This is a genomic window from Parviterribacter multiflagellatus (assembly GCF_056863265.1).
Genome location: NZ_JBXPIZ010000004.1, coordinates 361043 through 378672, shown reverse-complemented (window position 1 = coordinate 378672; position 17630 = coordinate 361043). Strand labels below are relative to the sequence as shown.

Below are 17630 nucleotides of genomic sequence, written 5' to 3'. Positions count from 1 at the left end.
CGCCTACGTCAGCTGATAGAGCGGGCCGTCGCCGCCTTCCGGCGTGGTGAGGCGGCCGCCCTTGGCGGTGATCGCCCCGCACTGCACGCAGTTGGTGTAGTTGACGATCACGTCGACCTTGCCCGTCTCGGGCGCGTCCTCCGGGATCTCGTACACGCCCGCCGGGCACATCCACACCCAGGTCTCGGCGACCTCGCGCGGGACGCGCTTCTGCACGCGGATGTGGTTCGGCGCGTCGTCGCGGGTCTGGTTGCCGGTGATGTAGACCGAGGACAGCTTGTCGAACGTGTACTTGCCGTCCGGCTTGGGGTACTTGTCCTTGGTCTTGCCGATGAACATCGGCTTCTTGTCCTGCCGGTGCCAGGACAGACGGCCGGGCGGGAGCTTGCCCTTGGTGGCGATCGCCAGGTTGACGATCGGGCCACCGGCGAGGAAGCCCTTCTGGAACGGCTGGCGGGTGTTGCGGACCTGCCAGAGCTCCTTGCCGATCGACGACTCCTCGACGGCCTCGGCGTACGAGTCGAACGTCGTCTGGTTCTTCTTCAGCCCGGCGTAGATCGCCTCGGCGGCCAGGATGCCCGACTTGATGCAGTGGTGGACGCCCTTGAGCGCCACCGTGTCGACCATGCCCGCGGCGTCGCCGACCAGCACGGCGCCCGGCATCGCGACCTTCGGCATCGACCAGTAGCCGCCGCCCGGGAGCGCCTTCGCGCCCCAGCCGACCCGCTCGCCGCCCTCGAGGATCTTCTTGACCAGCGGGTGCTGCTTGAACGTCTGCAGCAGGTCGTGGGCGGACGTGGTGGCGTCCGCGTACTCGAGGTCGACGACGAAGCCGATCGAGACCAGGTCCTCGCCGGTCTTCTCGTTCTTCATCGGGTAGAGCCAGGTGCCGCCGATCTGCCCGTACTTGGCGGAGATCGACAGCGGCCACGGCCCGATCGTGTGGATCAGGCGGTCGAGCGGCTTGGGGACCTTCCAGATCTCCTTGACGCCCAGCTCCCACGTCTGCGTCTCGCGGTCCTTGGCGAGGTCGAACTCGCGGATCGCGGCGCCGGTGAGGTGGCCCCAGCAGCCCTCGGCCAGGACGGTCGCCTTGGCCTTGATGTCGGTGCCCGGCTCGAAGTTGCCGAGCTCCTCGCCCTCCTTGCCGCGGCCCTTGTCGCCGGAGCGGACGCCGACGACGCGGCCGTCCTCGACGATGAGCTGCGTCGCGGAGGTCTCGGTGAGGACGTACGCGCCGCCCTCCTCGGCCTGCTGCTGCTGGTACCGAGCGAGGGCCGAGACCGAGATGACCTCGTTGCCGTGGTTCTTGAAGGGCGGCGGCGGCGGGATCTTGATCGCCATCTTGGAGGTCGGCGTCATGTAGACCGCCTCCTTCTTGACCTCGCCGAAGGCGAAGCCCTCCTTGCGCCAGTCCTCACGCGTGAGGTCCGGGAAGAGCTCCTGCAGCGGCCCCGGGCGCATGACCGCGCCCGACAGCGTGTGGCCGCCGCAGACCTTCGCCTTCTCGATGACCGCCACCGGGACCTCGCCCAGCTGCTCCATGAGCTCGGGGTCATCGGCCAGCAGCTGGAGCAGGCGGTTGGCACACGCCAACCCCGCCGTGCCACCGCCGACGATCGCGACCCCGACCTCGATCAGCTCGTCCTCGGGATCGAGGCCGCGCTTGATGAACTCCTTCTGGCTGTCCACCGGCGGCGGGTACGCCGACGGGGCCACCGGGCCTCGACCGTTCGCTCCAGCCATCTGGATCAGCCCTTCTTGGCCTTCACGGCCTCGATCAGCTTCGGCACGATCTTGTTGAGATCGCCGACGATGCCCAGGTCGGAGAACTCGAAGATCGGGGCGTTCGCGTCCTTGTTGATCGCGACGACGTTCTCCGAGGCCTGCATGCCGACCTTGTGCTGGATCGCGCCGGAGATGCCGGCGGCCAGGTAGAGCTTCGGCGCGACCGTCTTGCCGGTCTGGCCGATCTGGCCCGCGTACGGGAACCAGCCGGCGTCGACGACCGCGCGGGTCGCGGCGACGGCCGAGTTGCCGCCGAACGCGGACGCGAGCTCCTCGAGCTGCTCGAAGCCCTCGGCCTTGCCGAGGCCGCGGCCACCGGCGACGAGGATGTCGGCGCCCTCGATGTCCACGTCGGCGCCGCGCTGCTCGCCGCGCTGGATCATCTTGGCCTTGTTCGACCAGGCCGAGAACTCGACGGTGACGTCCTCGATCGACGCCGAGCCGCCCGACTGGGTCGCCTCGAACGCGTTGAGGCGGCCGATGATGATGCCCTTGCCCTTGTAGCGGGACGTCGAGATCGACGAGTCGCCCAGGATCGGACGCTCGGCGACGAGCTTGCCGCCCTCGACGTTGACCGCGGTGACCTCCATGGTCACGCCCGCGTTGAGGCGGGCGGCGAGGCCGGCGCCGATCTCGAAGCCGAGGAGGCCGCCGCCGAAGATGGCGTAGTCGTGGCCGCCCGAGGTCATGACCTTCGCCATGGCGTCGACGACCGGCTGGGCCAGGCCCTCCTCGCCCTTGACGCGGTAGACCTTCGACGCGCCGTAGTTGCCGAGCTGGCCGACCAGGTCGTCGGTCAGGTCGTCGCCGCCGAGCACCAGCGCGTGCGCCTCGGTGCCGAGCTCGGACGCCAGACGGGCCGCCTCGGAGACCGCCCCGAGCGAGTTCTTGTTGAACGCGCCCTCGTAGTGGAGGGCGTAGACCAGGATCCCGGCCATCAGATCAGCTTCCTCTCGTCCAGCCACGCGACGATCTTCTCGACCGTCTCGTTCGTGTCCTCGTCCTCGATGATGGTGCCCGCGGCCTTCTGCGGCGGAGCCTTGAAGTCGCCGCACTGGACCTGCGAGCCCTCGGCGCCGACACGACCGGTGTCGATGCCGACGTCGCCCGCGCCGACCTTCTCGAGCGGCTTCTTCTTCGCGCCCATGATCGCCTTCAGCGACGGGTAGCGCGGCTCGTTGATCGCGTCGCCGACCGAGATGACGGCCGGGAGCTCGACCTGGACGGTGTCGTAGCCGTACTCGGCCTGGCGCTCGCAGCGCAGGCCGCCGTCGGCGACGTCCATCTTGATGACCTGCGTCAGCGACGGCATCTGCAGGTTGTCGGCCACGATCGCGCCGATCGTGTAGCACTCGCCGTCGTCCGACTGCTGGCCCAGGAGGACCAGGTCGGGGCTCTCCTTGCGGAGCGTCTCGGCGAGGGCGTAGCCCGTCGCCTGGACGTCCGAGCCGGCCAGCGCGTCGTCGGTGAGCTGGATCGAGCGGTCGGCGCCGAGCGAGACGGCCTTGTGGAGCGCGCGCGTGGCGCTCTCCGGGCCCATCGTCACGGCGACGATCTCGTCGACCTGCACCGCGCCGCCCTCCTTGAGCTGCATCGCTGCCTCGATGGCGTGGGTGTCGTAGGGGTTGAGGTTCTTCTCCCCCCCGCGCTCCAGGCGCCCCGTCGACGGGTTGATCCGCTTGTCGACGGCGGCGTCCGGCACCTCCTTCACCAGGACGCAGATCTTCACTTCAGGCCTCCTCTGGGCAAACGGACGTTCGTGATCGTACCCAAGCCGACTGACTCGTCAGTCAACCAAGGTGGAAAGCTACGAGTCGGATACGGAACTGCGGATGAAGTCGACGATGTCCTGCGTCGGCGCACCGGGCGTGAAGACCTCTGCCACGCCCAGCTCCTTGAGCTCGGGGATGTCGTCGGCGGGGATCGTCCCGCCGACGGTCACGAGCACGTCGCCGGCCTCCTGCTCGCGCAGCAGCTCGACGACCTTCGGCACCAGCGTCATGTGCGCCCCGCTGAGGATGGAGAGGCCGACGGCGTCGGCGTCCTCCTGCAGCACCGTCTCGACGATCTGCTCCGGCGTCTGGTGCAGGCCGGTGTAGATGACCTCCATCCCCGCGTCACGCAGCGCGCGCGCGATGATCTTGGCCCCACGGTCGTGGCCGTCCAAGCCAGGCTTGGCGACGACGACGCGGATCTTCTTGCCGGAAGGGACAGCAGGCATGGTCGCTTGCCCGCCACCACGTTCGCGTGGCGAGCGCGCGGGAGTCTACGAGAACGTCACATGAAGCGGTGTCACGGCAGCACAGCCGCCGCGCCGCCGGTTGTGGCGCGAGCTACTTCTTGACGCGCAGCGACATCTGCATGCCCGGGTGGATCGTGCAGACGATGGTGTAGGAGCCGGCGCGCTTGAGCTTGACCTTGTAGGTGCCCGAGCGCTGGACCTTGGAGCCGAACGACTGCGGCCCCTTGGAGGTCTTGACGTTGTGCGGCGCCTCGCCGACCCAGCGGAAGCTCAGCGTGTCGCCGACCTTCGCCGACGCCGACTTGGGCGAGAAGACGTTGTCGTCGACCTTGATCGACTTCGTCGCGGCGAACGCCGGCACGGCGGCGGCAGCGGCGAGTGCGGCCACGGCACAGCCGGCAACGAGCTTCTTCACGGTCTCTCCTCAGGGACGGCGGGGGGGCGTTCCGTCGGAGATTACGCGACGGGTTCAAGTCTGGATCACGCCGCGCCGATGCGTCACTCCAGAATGTACGCCGAACATCCGTCCACTCCTGGAAACACGCTTGCGTTCGGCGCAGGGAAGCAACTACGTTCACGCATCATGAAGGTCGCCCCGGTGTCTCCCCGTTGGGGAGCGGCGCTGATCCTCGCGTCACTGGGTGCGGCTTTCGCCGCTCCGAGTGCGCAGGCTGCCGCTCCCGTCGAGCGTTCTCAGGCCATCAAGAAGGCCCTGTCCGCGCTCGAGGCCGAGAAGGGCGACGACGCGCTGACCGTCTTCGCGCTGCGTTCGACCGTGCCCGCCGGCACCGAGGTCACGCAGGCCGGGCCCGAGACCGTCGTGAGTGCCGCCCGCACCGCGGGCGTCCCGTCGGTCTCCGCGCGCCTCGCGCGCGCGGGCGTGAAGGCGTTCGGGGCCGACCAGGTCGTGCGGACGATGGAGCGCTCCTGGCTGCTGTACGCCGACGAAGGCCCGAGCCAGGCCTACGAGCATCCGGGCCGCGTCGTGGTCGTCGGCGCCGCGTCGGGCAAGGTGACCGTCAGCGAGAAGCTCCGCTGGGTCCCGCTCTTCGACGGGCGCCTGCCGGTCTTCTTCCGCACCGCGGCCGACCACGACGGCAAGACCTACCGCGTCTTCGACCGCCCGTGGAAGCAGCGCACCGCCGAGCCGGCCAAGCCGCCGACCGCCCGCGCGGCCCAGGCGCCGCCGGCGACGAGCGATGCGCAGAAGCGGCTCGCCGACGCGCTGGCCAACGAGCGCTCGTGCGCGCTGCGCGTGTCCGACACGCTGGGCGACTTCTACGACTTCGCGCGCGTCGACAAGAGCCGCGCCGCGCTCGGCCGCGTCTTCACGCGCCTGGCCAAGCTCAACGGCGGCTTCGCCACCGAGCGCTACGTGCCCCGCACCGGCCGCACGCCGATCGAGGCCGCGCAGCGGCTCATCTCGCGCGGGTGCGCCGACCTGCTCCTGTACGTCGCCGGCAGCGGCGCGAAGAGCGGCTCGGCCGGCATCGTCGTCGGCCTGCGCGCCGCGGGCGGCACGGGCATCCAGTGGCACACCATCTCGGGCAAGGAGCTCGAGACGCTCGTCCAGAGCAACCGCGAGGTGACCTTCAAGCTCGTGCTCGACGCGCCGTACGCCGGCCGCGTCGCCGAGCAGCTCAAGGACGAGAAGAACGTCAGCGTCCTGCTCACCCCGGGCGGCGTCGACGACCCGAGCTTCACGTACCTGCCGCACATCCTCGGCGGCCAAGGCGTCGTCTCCAACACGACGAACCCGACCGGGCTGCTCGAGTTCACCAACGAGCTGATCGTCGGGCTGGAGCGCTTCGCCGCCACGCCGGAGGAGATCGACCACGCGATCGCCGAGCGCGCCGCGGGCCGCTCGGACTCCGTGCTGGCGTGGATGCTCGCCCGCGCGCTCGACCTCGCGCCCTCCCCCTTCACCGAGAAGCTCCTCGGGACGACCGGCCAGCGCGTGCCGGTGACGTCGAGCGCCGCCTCGCGCGTGCGCCCGCCGATCAACCACGCGCCGCTCACGCTGACGCCGCCGCAGCTCACGCGCGAGGACGTCACCGAGCCGGTCACGCTGATCGCGATCGACCCCGATCTCGATCCCCTCGCCTTCCAGGTCACGGTCCCGCCGACGCACGGCACCTTCTCAGGCACCGCGCCCTTCCTGACCTACACGCCGGACCGCGACTTCCACGGCTTCGACAGCTTCACCTACCGCGTGTCCGACGGCCGCGGCGGCGTGAGCGACCAGACGGTCGTCATCACCGTCCTCTCCGACAACGACGCGCCCGCGGTCGTCTCCGGCCCGAGCGGCACGCCCGCGCAGTTCACCGAGAACGGCAGCGCCGTCGTCGTCGACAACGCGCTCACGGTCACCGACGCCGACTCGTCGCAGCTCGTCGGCGCGAAGGTCCAGATCGTCGCCGGCCGCGCCGCGGGCGACGTGCTCGCCGCGACCCCGCCGGCCGGCATCACCGCGAGCTACGACGCGCTGAGCGGCGTCCTGACGCTCACCGGCAACGCGAGCCGCGCGAGCTACCAGTCCGCGCTGCGCTCGGTCACGTTCGGCAGCACGAGCGAGGACCCGGGCACCGCCCGCACGATCCGCTTCAGCGTCGACGACGGCGACGAGCTCGGCGTCCCGGCCACCCGCGACGTGACCGTCATCCCGGTCAACGACGCGCCGGTGAACACCGTGCCCGCGACGCAGAGCGGCGTCGAGGACACCGTCCTGACGCTGAGCGGCGCGAACAAGATCGCGGTCGCCGACGTCGATGCGCGCACCGACGCGATCGAGGTCACGGTCAGCTCGGCGCAGAACGGCAAGCTCCATCCCGCGACCGCCGCCGGGCTCACCGTCACGGGCGACAACAGCGCGACGCTGAAGCTCACCGGCCCGCAGGCCCAGATCAACGCCGCGCTCGACGGCCTGACCTACACGCCCGCCACGGACGCCACGGCGACCGACACGCTCACCGTCCTCACGTCCGACCTGGGCCGCAACGGCACGGGTGGGCCGAAGTCCGACACCGACGGCTTCACCGTCACGCTGGCCGCGGGCAACGACGCGCCGGTCAACACCGTGCCCGGGCCGCAGACCACCGCCGAGGGCACGGCGAAGGCCATCACCGGCTTCGCGGTCGCCGACGTCGACGCCGGGAGCGGGACGATCACCGCGACGCTCACGTCGGTCCACGGCGACTTCGCCGTCACCGGCGGCTCCGGCGCCGCGGTGACCTCCGCCAGCGGGTCGACCGAGGTCGAAGGCACGCTCACCCAGGTCAACGCGGCGCTGGCGACCGTCACCTACACGCCCCACGGCGACTACTTCGGCGCGGACACGATCACGCTCACCACCGACGACGAGGGCAACACTCCCGCCCCAGCCAAGACCGACACCGACACGGTCTCCGTGACGGTCACGGGCGTCAACGACGCGCCGGTCCTCACCGCGCCCGTCTCCGTGACGACCGCCGAGGACACGGCCTACACGTTCGCCCCCGGCGCCCTGGCGGTCGCCGACGTCGACGCGGGCAGCGGCGACGTCCAGGTCACGGTCACCGCGCGCCTGTCCGGCGGCATGCTGCCGCTCGGCCGGCTCTCCGCCGGCGTCGTCCTCCCCGGCCTCGTGGTCGCGGGCGAGGACACGCCCGACCTCACGCTGACCGGCACGCTCGCCGAGGTGAACGACGCGCTCGCCGGGCTCGTCTACACGCCGGTCCCGAACTTCAACGGCACGATCGAGATCGGCGTCGAGGTCGACGACCTCGGCAACACCGGCACCGGCGGCGCGCTGACCGACGACGCGACCGTCGGCCTGACCGTGACGCAGGTGAACGACGCGCCGGTCCTCGCTCCGCCGACCGGCGACGTCGCCTTCGCCGAGGGCGGCGCCTCCGCGACCGTCGCCGGCGACCTGACGGTCGCCGACGTCGACGACTCGGAGATCGAGTCCGCGCGCATCGCGATCGCCGCCGGCCGCCAGGACGGCGACGACCTGGACTTCGCCGACACCCCCGAGATCGCCGGCTCGTACGACAGCGCCACCGGCGTGCTGACGCTCACCGGCACCGCGACGACGGCCCAGTACCAGGCCGCGCTGCGGACGATCGCCTTCTCCACGAGCGAGCAGGACCCGACCGCGAGCCGCACGATCGAGCTCACGGTGAACGACGGCGCCCTCGACAGCGCGCCCGCGACCCGCACGGTCACGATCGCCCCGGTCAACGACGCGCCGACGCTCGACACCTCGCCCGGCTCGGCCGCCTACACCGAGAACGGCCCGGCCGTCGACATCGACCCGGGCCTGACGCTCGCCGACGTCGACGACGCGAGCCTCGAGGGCGCCACCGTCGTCATCACGGCCAACCACGACGCGGCCGACCACCTCACCTTCATCGCGCAGAACGGCATCGGCGTCTCCTCGTGGACGCCGGCCACGGGCACGCTCGTCCTTCACGGCACCGCCTCGAAGGCCGACTACGAGACGGCGCTGCGCAGCGTCGCGTTCCGCACCGACGGCGACGCGCCGAGCCCGGCGACCCGCACGGTCTCGTTCACCGTCACCGACGGCGACGCGACCAGCGCGGCCGACACGCGGACGGTCACGGTCGACGACGTCAACGACGCGCCGGTCAACACCGTCCCCGGCGCGCAGTCGATGACCGAGGACACGTCGCTGACCTTCGACGGCGCCCGCCAGATCTCGGTCGCCGACGTCGACGCGGCCGCGGGCGACGCGCTCGAGGTGACGGTGACCGTCAGCGGCGGGACCTTCGACCTCAGCGGCACCACCGGCCTGACCTTCGCCGTCGGCGACGGCGACGACGACGCCACCGCGACGTTCACCGGCACGCAGGCGAACCTGAACGCCGCGCTCGACGGCCTCGTCTACACCCCGACGCCCGGCACGTCCGGCAGCCGCCAGCTGCAGATCACGACCGACGACGAGGGCCACACTGGCGGCCCGGCGGAGACCGACACGGACACGGTCGCGATCACCGTCAACGCGCTCAACCGCGCGCCCGTCAACCAGCTCCCGTCCCCGCAGACCGTCGACGAGGACACCGATCTCGTCTTCTCCTCGGGCAACGGCAACCCGATCTCCATCGCCGACGTCGACGCGGGCAGCGGGATCATCGAGACCGCGATCGGCGTCACGAACGGCACGCTGACGCTGTCGCAGACCACCGGGCTGACGTTCCTCACCACCGGCGCGAACGGCACCTCGTTCGTCCACGTCGAGGGCACGCTCGCCGACATCAACGCCGCGCTCGCGGGCGCGAAGTACACGCCCGCGCCCGACTGGAGCGGCAGCGCGCAGCTCTCCATGGCGACCGAGGACCGGGGCAACACCGGCGTCGGCGGCAACGAGACCGACAGCGACACGCTCGGCATCACCGTGAGCGCGGTCAACGACGGGCCGACGGCCTCCGCCCCGGCCGCCGAAAGCGTGGCCGAGGAGGGCGAGCTGACGTTCGCCGCCGCCGGCGCCAACGCGCTCACCGTCGCGGACGTCGACGCGGGCGCCGCGGGCGTCACCGTCGACGTGACCGTCACACACGGCACCGTCACGCTCGGCAGCACCGCCGGCGTCGTGGTCGGCGGCGACGGGACCGCGCACGTCACGCTGAGCGGCGAGACCTTCGCGGTGAACGCCGCGCTCGAGGGCACGGTGTACGAGCCCGCCGCGGACTACGCGGGCGCGGCCTCGCTGACGCTGGACGTCGCCGACAACGGCAACACCGGCAGCGGCGGCGCCAAGACCGCGAGCGACACGACGGCGATCACCGTCACGGCCGTCAACGACGCGCCGGTCCTGACCGCGCCGGCCACCACGACGGCGAACCAGAGCGCCTCGCGCACGTTCACCGCCGGCACCGCGACCGAGATCTCGATCGCCGACGTCGACGCCGGCACGGGCGAGATCGAGGTGGAGCTGGGCGTCGCGCACGGCACGCTCACGCTCGCCCAGACGACCGGCCTGACGTTCGGCACCGGCGACGGCGACGAGGACGCGGCGGTGCGCTTCACCGGCACGCTGGCGAACGTCAACGACGCGCTCGACGGCCTCGTGTACGAGCCGACCGCCGGCTACCACGGCCCGGACACGCTGGACGTCGACGTCGACGACCAGGGCAACACCGGCGCCGGCGCCCCCGGGACCGCGAGCAAGGACGTCGCGATCACCGTGCTCGAGACGAACACCGCCCCGGTCAACACCGTGCCCGGCGCGCAGACCCTCGACGAGGACACGACGCGGACGTTCGCCGGCGCCGACAAGCTCGCCGTCACCGACGCGAACGTCGACGCCGCGACCGGCGAGCTGGAGGTCGACCTCGACGTCGACCACGGCACGCTGACGCTCGACGGCACGACCGGCCTGACGATCACCGGCGGCGCCAACGGCTCCGCGGCGGTCTCCGTCAAGGGCTCGCCGAACGCGCTCAACGCGGCGCTCGACGGGCTCACCTACACGCCCACGCTGCACTACGCGGGCGACGACACGCTCACGCTCGTCACCGACGACCTCGGCGCGGCCGGGCCTCCCGGGCCGCTCACCGACACCGACACGGTGGCGCTGACGATCACCGCCCAGAACGACGCGCCGGTGCTCACCGTGCCGGCGTCGATCACGGCCGCCGAGGACGGCACGCAGGCCATCGCCGGCGTGTCGCTCGCCGACGCCGACGCGGGCGGCAACGACATCCGCCTGCGCCTCGCGGTCACCAACGGCACGCTGACCCTCGGCACGACGACCGGCCTCTCGTTCACGACGGGCAACGGCGCGGACGACGCCGAGATCGTTGCCGAGGGCACGGTCGGCGAGCTGAACGCCGCGCTGGCGACGCTCTCCTACGAGGCGAGCGCCGACTACGCCGGCGCCGACACGCTCGACCTCGACGTCAGCGACCTCGGCCACACCGGTGCGGGCGGCACGCTCACCGACGCCGAGGACGTCCCGGTCACCGTGACCGCCGTCAACGACGCGCCGGTCAACGCGCTGCCGAGCGCCCCGACGATCGACGAGGACACGACGCTGACGCTCAGCGGCGGCGCCGCGATCGCGGTCTTCGACGTGGACGCGGCGAGCCTCACCGTCACGCTCTCCACCGCCGGCGGCACGCTCACGCTCAGCGGGACGACCGGCCTGGCCTTCACCACAGGCGACGGCACCGCGAACACGACGATGACGTTCTCCGGCACGAAGGCCGCGATCAACGCCGCGCTCGACGGCCTGGTCTTCACGCCGACGCCGAACTCCAACGGCGCGACGTCGATCTCCGTCACGACCAGCGACGGCGGCGCCACCGGCAGCGGCGGCCCGCAGACCGACACCGACGCGCTGAGCGTGACGGTGACGCCGGTCAACGACGCGCCGGAGCTGACGCAGCCCGACACGGCGGTCCTCACGTACACCGAGGACACGCCGTCGGAGAACCACGAGATCGCGATCGCGCCGAACCTGACGGTCACGGACGTGGACAGCGCGAACCTGTCGAGCGCGACGGTCAGGATCGGCACGCCGGCGACCGGCGACGACCTGACGTTCACCACCCAGAACGGCATCACCGGCTCGTACGACGCCCCCACCGGCACGCTGACGCTCAGCGGCGCCGCGTCGGTGGCCAACTACCAGACCGCGCTGCGCACGGTGAAGTACCGCACGACCTCCGAGAACCCGGAGACGACGCAGCGGACGATCACGTTCCGCGTCAACGACGGCCAGCCGGCGAACAACCTGAGCAACCAGGTCACGCGGCAGATCGACGTCGTCCGCACGAACGACGCGCCGACCGCCGACGACGAGACGTTCAGCGGTGCCGACCGCGTGATCGGCAACACGACGCTCTTCAGCGACGATCCGTCCGACGTCGCGACGGCGCCGACCACGGTCCACAAGAAGATCGCCGGCGACCTGCTCACCGGCGACACCGACCCGGACACCGCCCTCGGCCAGCTGACCGTCACGCCCGTGACGAACGCCGCGACGACCGGCGGCGGCAAGATCACCATCGAGGCCGACGGCGACTTCACGTACCAGCCCGCGCAGGGGTGCAGCACGACGCCCGACACCTACGCGTACACGGTCAACGACAACGACGCGCTCGGCAACAGGACCGACACCGGCACGCTGACCTTCAACAGCGCCGACTGCGTCTGGTACGTCGACGCGGACGTCCCGAGCCAGCCGGCCGCCGCGACCGGCGGCACGTCGGAGCAGCCGTTCAAGACGCTGGCCGAGCTGGACGGCGCCGGCGGCAGCGGTGACGAGGACAACGCCAACGACAAGCTCTTCCTGTACGACGGCTCGTACGCGGGCGGCCTGCCGCTCGAGTCCGGCCAGCAGGTCCTGACGCAGCGCCACGGGCTGATCGTCCCCGACGGCGGCGCGGGCAACGTGACGCTCGTGCCGGCCGGCGGCGGCAACACCACGATCAGCGACGGCGTGGTCGCGGCGACGAACAACACGCTCCAGGGCGTGGTCTTCGGCACGGCGTCGAGCGGCTTCGCGCTCTCGGGCACCAACGTCGGGACGCTGACGGTCAACACGGCGACGTCCGGCGGGCTCTCCAACCCGTCCGGCGGCGGCGTGAGCATCGGCGGCTCGGGCAACGCGCTCGACGTGCAGCTGTCGTCCTTCACGACCAACGGCGGCGCGAACGCGATCAGCCTGACCGGCGCCTCGGGCACGTTCACGGCCGGCGCGGGCACGGTGAGCAACGCCTCCGGCGCCACCGTCGCGCTCAGCGGCGGGACGGTGAACTTCACGCTCGCGGCCGACATCCGCGACGACGCCGGCCAGACCGTGAGCATCAGCGGCCAGAGCGGCGGCACCAAGGAGTTCAACGGCGAGGTCAGCGACCTGCCCGGCACCACCGCGAACAACGGCGGCGGCGTCAGCCTCAGCGGCAACACCGGGGCCACGATCCGCTTCAACGGCGGCGTCAACCTCTCCACCGGCGCGATCAACGCGTTCTCGGCGACCGGCGGCGGCACCGTCACCGTGGCCGACCCGCCGGCGGTCAACAACACGCTGACCACGGTCACCGGCACGCCGCTGACGGTCACGAACACGACGATCGGGGCGGGCGAGCTGACGTTCGAGCGCATCAGCTCGAACGGCGCGCCGAACGGCATCGTCCTCACCTCGACCGGCGCCGCCGGCGGCCTGAACGTCACGGGCGCGGGTGGCACCTGCACCAACGCCTCCCCCACCACCTGCACGGGCGGCCAGATCCTCTCGTCCACGGGCGCGGGCATCGCGGCGACGAACGTCGCCGGCGGCGGCGGCCTGTCGCTCTCGCACCTGCGGGTCCACGACGGCGACGACGACGGCATCCGCGCGACGACCGTGGGCGGCGTGCAGATCGCGAGCTCGGTCATCACGAACAACGGCGACGCGCTGACCGAGCGCGGCCTCGACTACGACAACGTCACGGGCCACTCGACGCTCACGAACAGCCACGTCAGCAGCAGCTACCAGGACAACGTCCGCTTCGACAACGACAGCGGCACCGCCGAGCTGGACATCACCAACTCCGCGATCGCGTCCTCCGGCGTGGGTGGGACCTCCGCCGGCGGCGACGGCGTCCAGGTCTACGGCGACGGCTCGGCCGACATCAAGGCCGACGTCACCGGCACGACCTTCACCGGCAACATCGACGACGCGTTCCAGCTGCTCACCACGGGCGCCGCCACGAGCGCGTCCGACATCGACCTGAACTTCAACCAGAACACCCTCTCGGCGAACGCCGGCCAGGTCGAGGCCGGGGCGCTGCTGACGGTCAACCCGTCGGGCGACGCGAACGTCCGGGCGCTGATCGACGACAACGACCTCACCACGTCCAAGGGCCGCAGCCTGATCGCGAGCCCAGGCGGCACGACGTCGTTCGACGCGACGATCACCAACAACACCGTCCTCAACTCGGGCGGCGAGGGGATCGTCTCGCGGGCCAGCCAGGGCGCCAGCGCGCGCGTCCGCATCGCCAACAACATCGTCCAGGGCTGGCGGTCGGACGGCATGTACATCCGGCACGGCGAGGGCACCGGCCGCGCGGACTTCATCGTCCAGGGCAACACGATCAACAACGGCCAGGCCGGCGCGTTCTTCGGCCTGAAGGTCGAGGCCGGCGCGACGGACGCCGACACCGTGACCGTGTGCGCCGACATCGGCAGCCCGAGCAACGCGGCGCTGAAGAACACGATCCAGGCCGGCAGCGGCGACCCGGACTCGGACATCATGTTCGCCCAGTACCTGGCCTCCCACCTGCTGTTCCCGCAGTACGCCCCGCCGGAGGAGACCTACCTGATGAACCGGAACCTCGGCATGTCGGGCGTCCTCGAGGATCTCGGTGCGGCTGAGAACACGTCGGCGTGTCAGACTCCGACCCTGCCGCCGGCGGCCTGACGCCGGCGGTCGACTGATCTGAGGAGGAGCCGCAGTGGCTGAGCCGTTCTTGTCGGAGATCCGCCTGTTCAGCTTCAACTTCGCCCCGAAGGGGTGGGCGTTGTGCAACGGGCAGACGCTGCCGATCAACCAGAACCAGGCGCTCTTCTCGCTCCTCGGGACGACGTTCGGCGGCGACGGCCGCACGAACTTCCAGCTCCCGAACCTCCAGGGCAAGGTGCCGATCCACGTCGGCCCGGGCCACACGCTCGGCCAGACCGCGGGCGAGCAGGCGCACACGCTCTCGATCAGCGAGCTGCCGACGCACCCGCACGCCGCGTCGTTCTCGTCGGGCACGCCGAGCCAGCTCGCCCCGGGCGGCAACCTGCCGGGGCCGTTCGGGAACGGCTACGCCCCGGCGGCGGCGCTCACGTCGCTGGCGCCCGCGACTGTCACGAACACCGGCGGCAGCCAGGCGCACCTCAACATGCAGCCGTTCCTGACGCTGAACTTCAGCATCGCCCTGCAGGGCATCTTCCCCAGCCCGAACTAGAGGAGACCGCAGCTCATGGCACAGCCGTACGTCGGCGAGATCCGCATGTTCGCGGGCAACTTCGCGCCGGTCGGGTGGATGTTCTGCGAAGGCCAGCAGCTCCCGATCTCCGAGAACGAGACGCTCTTCCAGCTCATCGGCACGACCTACGGCGGGGACGGCGAGAGCACGTTCAACCTGCCGGACCTGCGCGGCCGCCTCCCGATGCACATGGGGAACGGCTTCATCCTGGCCGAGACGGGCGGTGCGGAGGAGATCACGCTCACCATCCAGCAGATCCCGTCGCACACGCACGCCTTCCTCGCGAACAGCGGGTCGGGCGGGGACACGTCGCCGACGGGCAACCTGCCGGCCGGCAGCCCGAACCTCGAGCTCTACCGCCAGTCCACCCCGTCCGTCGCGATGTCGCCGCTGGGCGTCAGCCCGGTGGGCGGCTCGCAGCCGCACACGAACTTCCAGCCGTACCTGTGCGTCGACTTCATCATCTCCCTCTTCGGGATCTTCCCGTCGCCGACCTAGGAGCGCAGCAGCCATGGCCGATCCCTTCGTCGCCGAGATCCGGATCTTCCCGTTCAACTTCCCGCCCAGGGGCTGGGCGTGGTGCGACGGGCAGCTCCTGCCGCTCTCGCAGAACACCGCGCTCTTCTCGCTCCTGGGCACGACCTACGGGGGCAACGGGAAGTCGAACTTCGCGCTGCCCGACCTGCAGGGCCGGGCGCCGATGCACCCCGGCCAGGGCCCGGGTCTGTCGCTCCACGACCTCGGGGAGACCGGTGGCAGCGAGACGGTGACGCTGCTCGAGAGCGAGATGCCCGCGCACAACCACACGCTGCAGGGCACCACCTCGCCGGGCAACGTCACGTTCCCCACGCCGGCGATGGCGTTCGCGCGGACGTCCTCCAACGCGTACGTCCAGGCGCCGACGAGCGGCCAGCTCGCGCCGCTGGCCCCGGAGGCGATCGCCCCCACGGGCGGCGACCAGCCCCACAACAACATGCAGCCCTACCTGACGTTCTACTTCAACATCGCGATGCAGGGCGTCTTCCCGCCGCGCGGGTGACGCCCGCCGTCACGCTGCGGCCGATCACGGCCGCGGACGAGCCGTTCCTCCTCCGCGTGTACGCGTCGACGCGCGCGGAGGAGCTGGCCATGGTCCCGTGGAGCGACGCGCAGAAGGCCGCGTTCGTCGCCCAGCAGTACGCCGCGCGCAAGCAGCACTACGGCCAGCACTACCACGGGATGACGAGCGACGTGGTGCTGGTCGGCGGCAAGCCGGCCGGCCAGCTGCTGGTCGCCCGGTGGGAGCGCGAGATCCGCATCGTGGACATCGCGCTGCTGGACGAGCACCGCGGCGCGGGCGCCGGCGGGACGCTGCTGCGCGCGCTGATGGACGAGGCGGGGGCGGCCGGCAAGCTGCTCTCCATCCACGTCGAGCGGATGAACCGCGCGCTGGGGCTCTACGAGCGGCTCGGGTTCCGCCCGGCGGCCGACGAGGGCGTCTACGTGCGGATGGAGTGGCGCGCCTAGACGAAGTTGGCTTCGTACTCGAAGCCGCCGTCGCGCTGGGCGACGGGCACGATGAAGATGTCGTGCGCGCCGACCCGCTCGTGCGTGATGCGGTAGGTCGCCTGCGGGAGGTACGGCTCGGCGGGCCCGGTGAAGGTGAGGACGAACGCCTCGCGGTCCTGGAACGAGCGCCCGAGGCCGCGTGCCTCGCGCAGCGTGAGGATGACGGCGCCGGCTTCCCCGGCGTCGAGGGCGAACGACTCGCCCTCCGCGGGCCGGAAGTCCTCGACGGTCAGTGGCGCGGTCACGCGCCAGATCCTAGAGATGAACGGCGTTGAGAGGACGGATGACGTATGGCTTCCGGTGACGGACGTTCGTACCGTCTGCTGACCTTGAGCGCTTCCCTGACGCGCCGGCAGGCGCTGAAGCTCGGCGCGGCGACCGGCATGACCACGCTGTTCGCCGGGCCGCTGGCGGTCGCGCAGGCCGCCGCCGGCGGCACCCCGCGCCACCTGCTGCGCAGGACGTACCTGCCGCTGGTCGGCGAGCAGCTCACGATCGGCGGCCGCGCCTTCACGCTCGCGGCGGTGGAGGATCTCGCGGGCGCGCACGGCACCACCGCGATGCGCGGCCACGACCAGGCCTTCTCGCTCACGTTCGCCGGCCCCGCCGGAGCGCTGGCCGCCGGCACGCACCAGGTCGTGCACCCGCGCCTCGGGCGGGTGGAGCTGTTCGTCGTGCCGGTCGGTGGGGGCGAGCGCTACGAGGTCGTCGTCGACCGCTCGGTCGGCGCCCCGCAGGATCCGCCGGCCCCCACGCCCGGCCACCAGCCGCCGCCGGCCCGGCCCGGCGACCCGGAGGCGGCCGCCGCGGCGGTCACCGCGTTCGCCGCGCGGCAGGAGCGCAAGGCGACCGCCCAGCGCAAGGCGGCCAAGCGCCGCAGGCGCGCGCTCGCCAAGCGCCGCGCCGAGCTCGCACGCCGCCGCCGGGCGACGCTGCGCGCCAGGCGGGCCGCCGCGGCCAAGCGCAAGCGCGCCAGCGCCGCCAAGCGCCGCCGCGGCATCTAGGCGCCGCGGCGCTGCAAGCCCGGCTCCACGCCAAGGAGCGCGGGGTTCGAGAGCGAACCCCTTCCGCGCGCGTGGGAGTAGCCTGCGCAC

The 17630-nt window shown here is 71.6% G+C and carries 12 protein-coding genes; 6 read left to right on the top strand and 6 right to left on the bottom strand.

Annotated features, from left to right (window positions below):
- Positions 1-3: 3 nt before the first annotated feature.
- From AC1UE5_RS11190 to AC1UE5_RS11170, 5 genes are all read right to left on the bottom strand, one after another.
- Positions 4-1692 (bottom strand): electron transfer flavoprotein-ubiquinone oxidoreductase, encoded by a 1689-nt coding sequence (locus AC1UE5_RS11190; protein WP_482923171.1) that lies wholly within the window; start codon positions 1690-1692, stop codon positions 4-6.
- A 59-nt stretch (positions 1693-1751) separates the two neighbouring features.
- Entirely contained in the window at positions 1752-2726 is a 975-nt protein-coding gene (locus AC1UE5_RS11185) for an electron transfer flavoprotein subunit alpha/FixB family protein (protein WP_482923169.1), read from the bottom strand.
- A complete protein-coding gene (locus AC1UE5_RS11180) occupies positions 2726-3517 on the bottom strand; it encodes an electron transfer flavoprotein subunit beta/FixA family protein (RefSeq protein ID WP_482923167.1) in 792 nt (263 codons plus the stop codon). Before AC1UE5_RS11180 ends, AC1UE5_RS11185 begins: the two co-directional genes overlap by 1 nt.
- A 78-nt stretch (positions 3518-3595) precedes the next feature.
- Positions 3596-4009, bottom strand: coding sequence for a coenzyme B12-dependent isobutyryl CoA mutase small subunit (icmB, locus tag AC1UE5_RS11175; protein WP_482923165.1), 414 nt, complete (start codon positions 4007-4009; stop codon positions 3596-3598).
- Between the two features lie 112 nt (positions 4010-4121).
- Positions 4122-4445, bottom strand: coding sequence for a cupredoxin domain-containing protein (locus tag AC1UE5_RS11170; protein ID WP_482923163.1), 324 nt, complete (start codon positions 4443-4445; stop codon positions 4122-4124).
- A 168-nt stretch (positions 4446-4613) separates the two neighbouring features.
- Here AC1UE5_RS11170 and AC1UE5_RS11165 point away from each other — a divergent pair, with 168 nt between their 5' ends.
- From AC1UE5_RS11165 to AC1UE5_RS11145, 5 genes are read left to right on the top strand one after another with little or no spacing between them, the layout of a single operon-like run.
- Complete coding sequence (locus AC1UE5_RS11165; RefSeq protein ID WP_482923161.1) at positions 4614-14435, top strand: tandem-95 repeat protein; 9822 nt, start codon at positions 4614-4616, stop codon at positions 14433-14435.
- 34 nt (positions 14436-14469) lie between these two features.
- The gene (locus AC1UE5_RS11160) at positions 14470-14967 is read left to right on the top strand and encodes a phage tail protein (protein ID WP_482923159.1); all 498 of its coding nucleotides are present in this window, start codon (positions 14470-14472) and stop codon (positions 14965-14967) included.
- A gap of 15 nt (positions 14968-14982) precedes the next feature.
- Positions 14983-15486, top strand: coding sequence for a phage tail protein (locus tag AC1UE5_RS11155; protein WP_482923157.1), 504 nt, complete (start codon positions 14983-14985; stop codon positions 15484-15486).
- 13 nt (positions 15487-15499) lie between these two features.
- Complete coding sequence (locus AC1UE5_RS11150) at positions 15500-16027, top strand: phage tail protein (protein ID WP_482923156.1); 528 nt, start codon at positions 15500-15502, stop codon at positions 16025-16027.
- Positions 16024-16494, top strand: a complete 471-nt coding sequence (locus AC1UE5_RS11145; RefSeq protein WP_482923155.1) for a GNAT family N-acetyltransferase — start codon at positions 16024-16026, stop codon at positions 16492-16494. The genes AC1UE5_RS11150 and AC1UE5_RS11145 overlap by 4 nt, the downstream gene beginning before the upstream one ends.
- On the opposite strand, the gene AC1UE5_RS11140 is transcribed toward AC1UE5_RS11145, so the two are convergent.
- Positions 16491-16781 (bottom strand): DUF6916 family protein, encoded by a 291-nt coding sequence (locus AC1UE5_RS11140; RefSeq protein WP_482923153.1) that lies wholly within the window; start codon positions 16779-16781, stop codon positions 16491-16493. The genes AC1UE5_RS11145 and AC1UE5_RS11140 overlap by 4 nt on opposite strands.
- A gap of 84 nt (positions 16782-16865) precedes the next feature.
- On the opposite strand from AC1UE5_RS11140, the gene AC1UE5_RS11135 reads away from it, so the two are divergent.
- Complete coding sequence (locus AC1UE5_RS11135; protein WP_482923151.1) at positions 16866-17540, top strand: DUF6916 family protein; 675 nt, start codon at positions 16866-16868, stop codon at positions 17538-17540.
- Positions 17541-17630 lie beyond the last annotated feature (90 nt).

What these genes read in the sequence shown, in the direction of transcription:
- AC1UE5_RS11165 (WP_482923161.1), top strand. Translation starts at nt 4,614, where the DNA reads ATGAAGGTCGCCCCGGTGTCTCCCCGTTGGGGAGCGGCGCTGATCCTC.
- AC1UE5_RS11150 (WP_482923156.1), top strand. Translation starts at nt 15,500, where the DNA reads ATGGCCGATCCCTTCGTCGCCGAGATCCGGATCTTCCCGTTCAACTTC.
- AC1UE5_RS11185 (WP_482923169.1), bottom strand. Translation starts at nt 2,726, where the DNA reads ATGGCCGGGATCCTGGTCTACGCCCTCCACTACGAGGGCGCGTTCAAC.
- AC1UE5_RS11155 (WP_482923157.1), top strand. Translation starts at nt 14,983, where the DNA reads ATGGCACAGCCGTACGTCGGCGAGATCCGCATGTTCGCGGGCAACTTC.
- icmB (WP_482923165.1), bottom strand. Translation starts at nt 4,009, where the DNA reads ATGCCTGCTGTCCCTTCCGGCAAGAAGATCCGCGTCGTCGTCGCCAAG.